Genomic DNA, 1,991 nt, shown 5'->3' with positions numbered 1-1,991 from the left:
GCCGACCATGCCTATCACCCTTGCGGCGCTGCTGTCGCTGGCGGGCTTCGCCTGGCTCGGCCTGGCCATCACGCAGGCCGGGCCGCCGGTCGACAGCCCGCACCTGACCGCCTGGGACGCGGCGCTGCTCTCGTTCGCCGCCAGCTACGGCGTGCAGAGCGCGGCGTATCTGGGCGCCTTCGGATCGTGATCGCAACATCGGATCGAGAGGCAACCATGCAGGAACAGGTAATCGGCATCGGACACAACCGCCCACCGCTGGACCCCAATCCGGCCCCTTGGCTTGCAGGTGCGCACGCGCTCATCCGGCGTCGCAAGCGGCCGACCGAAACGGCGGGCCGCGCGCACGCGACTGATTGGATCCTCAGCTTCGAGCGGCGCACGCCGCCGGAGATCGATGAGCTGATGGGTTGGACCGGCGGCGACGACCCGCTCGCAACAGAGGTGCAGCTCACCTTCGCCACGAGAGCGGAGGCAGTGGCTTACGCGGAGCGCCAAGGTCTCGACTACAAAGTGGAGCCGGAGCCTGAGCGGGTCACTGAGGTCAGGCTGGTCCCACCCTGGCAGTGGAACCGACGCCCGGCGCCTTTTGGGCGGGGACTGGGTGCTGCGGTCCGCTCGGCGGCTGGCCATGCCTGTAGCGCTGCTGAGCGGGCGCAGCTGCCAGACCTTGAGCGTGCTCTGATCAATCCCGCTGCCGTCTTCAGCAGGCCTGCGGACGTGCTCGGCCACCCCCGGCTGATGAATGGGTGCAAGCGCGAGATCCTCCAGCGCTGGGCCTGGGACGAGTATCTGAAGGAGGTGGCTGCCTCGGAGGGCATGGCGGAGGGCGAGCCATCGCGCCTCGACGAGGTCAAGGCTGCCCTCCTGAGCCTAGGCGAGACATGGCGGCCGAAGCCGTTCGCGCCGGCTGCGGCTGTCCCGTTGCTGCAGCAGGAGATGGAGCTCGTCGCCGCCTGAACGAAGGAGACCACGCATACAGTTCGTTCGCAGTCGCGCAGGCGCCGCTCGGGCCTGCTCGCCGGACAAGGGATGGACGATCGACCTTTGCTTCCGAGAAGGAGGGTCAGTGATGTTGGGGCGAGAGACGAGAACCTATCGTGCCGTCTGCAATCTGGTGAGCGCCGGGCTCGGCCTGGTTCTGATTGCTTCGCCGTGGATGTTGGCCGAAACCTCTGACCGGACCGCGCTGTGGAGCGCGGTCTTCGGCGGAGCGCTCGTGACGCGCCTCGGCGCCTCGGCCGCCCTGTGCTTCCGTGAGTGGAAGGCGTGGACGCAGGTCGCTGCCGGCTTCTGGCTGGCGGCCGTGCCCTGGCTCTTCCACTTTGAGGGTTTGTCGCAACTCAGTCGCATCCACCACATGGTCGGCCTTGGAGTCGCCGCGCTTGCGGTCGCCGAGCTCTGGATCAGCAGGACGGCTCCCGGTCAGGCGGGCAGCCTGCCTGTTCGCGGATGCCGGCGCGGCTGCGCCCCCCAGAACGGCGGAGGCACAGCATGCTGACCGGCCTCGTGCTCACGGGCATCGTGGCGGGAGGCTTGCCCGTCATGCTGGCCCCTCTGCAGTTCCGTGCGCTGCTCGATCTCCGCTACCCGGCGCAGGTCGGCGAGGCTGGTCGGGACGGTCAGCCGATCCACGACTGCTTTGATGCAGCTCCCGTCAGGCAACTGCCGCGTCCGGAGGCTGTGCGGAGCCGCGCCCGCAGGAGAACGGTTCGAGCGCAGGGCAAAGGCTCCCGGGCAGTCCGACAGCCTCACTCGCGCTTGTCGCACCGGCGGCAGAGGAGTGGGTGAAGATGGTACGGCGCTGCGAGAAGGCCAGAACGCCCCCTGAAGTCGATTTAATCGTCACGAGCCCGCCAGGCGGGTCACGGGGGTATAAGCCCACCTCGGAGCCCGTCGAATACGAACTGCACCGCAAGGCCCGCGAGCAGCACCCCCATGATCCGGCCGGCAACGTCTGAGCCGGTCCGACCCAGCCAGCGCATCAGCAC

Annotated in this window: 3 protein-coding genes and 1 pseudogene; 3 read left to right on the top strand and 1 reads right to left on the bottom strand. The window is 68.5% G+C overall.

Features of this window, described 5'->3' with window-relative positions; translation table 11 throughout:
* From WDW90_RS36630 to WDW90_RS36620, 3 genes and pseudogenes are all read left to right on the top strand, one after another.
* Positions 1-190: pseudogene (locus tag WDW90_RS36630) on the top strand (hypothetical protein); the annotation flags it as partial.
* 26 nt (positions 191-216) lie between these two features.
* The gene (locus tag WDW90_RS36625; protein ID WP_336492642.1) at positions 217-960 is read left to right on the top strand and encodes an NADH dehydrogenase ubiquinone Fe-S protein 4; all 744 of its coding nucleotides are present in this window, start codon (positions 217-219) and stop codon (positions 958-960) included.
* 157 nt (positions 961-1,117) lie between these two features.
* The gene (locus WDW90_RS36620; RefSeq protein WP_336492641.1) at positions 1,118-1,501 is read left to right on the top strand and encodes an SPW repeat protein; all 384 of its coding nucleotides are present in this window, start codon (positions 1,118-1,120) and stop codon (positions 1,499-1,501) included.
* Positions 1,502-1,865: 364 nt separating this feature from the next.
* Here WDW90_RS36620 and WDW90_RS36615 read toward each other — a convergent pair whose 3' ends face one another.
* A complete protein-coding gene (locus WDW90_RS36615) occupies positions 1,866-1,985 on the bottom strand; it encodes a MarC family protein (RefSeq protein ID WP_336492643.1) in 120 nt (39 codons plus the stop codon).
* Between the last annotated feature and the right edge of the window lie 6 nt (positions 1,986-1,991).

Source organism: Methylobacterium nigriterrae (assembly GCF_037106235.1).
GTDB lineage: Bacteria > Pseudomonadota > Alphaproteobacteria > Rhizobiales > Beijerinckiaceae > Methylobacterium > Methylobacterium nigriterrae.
This window is presented reverse-complemented; position numbering and strand designations above follow the sequence as displayed.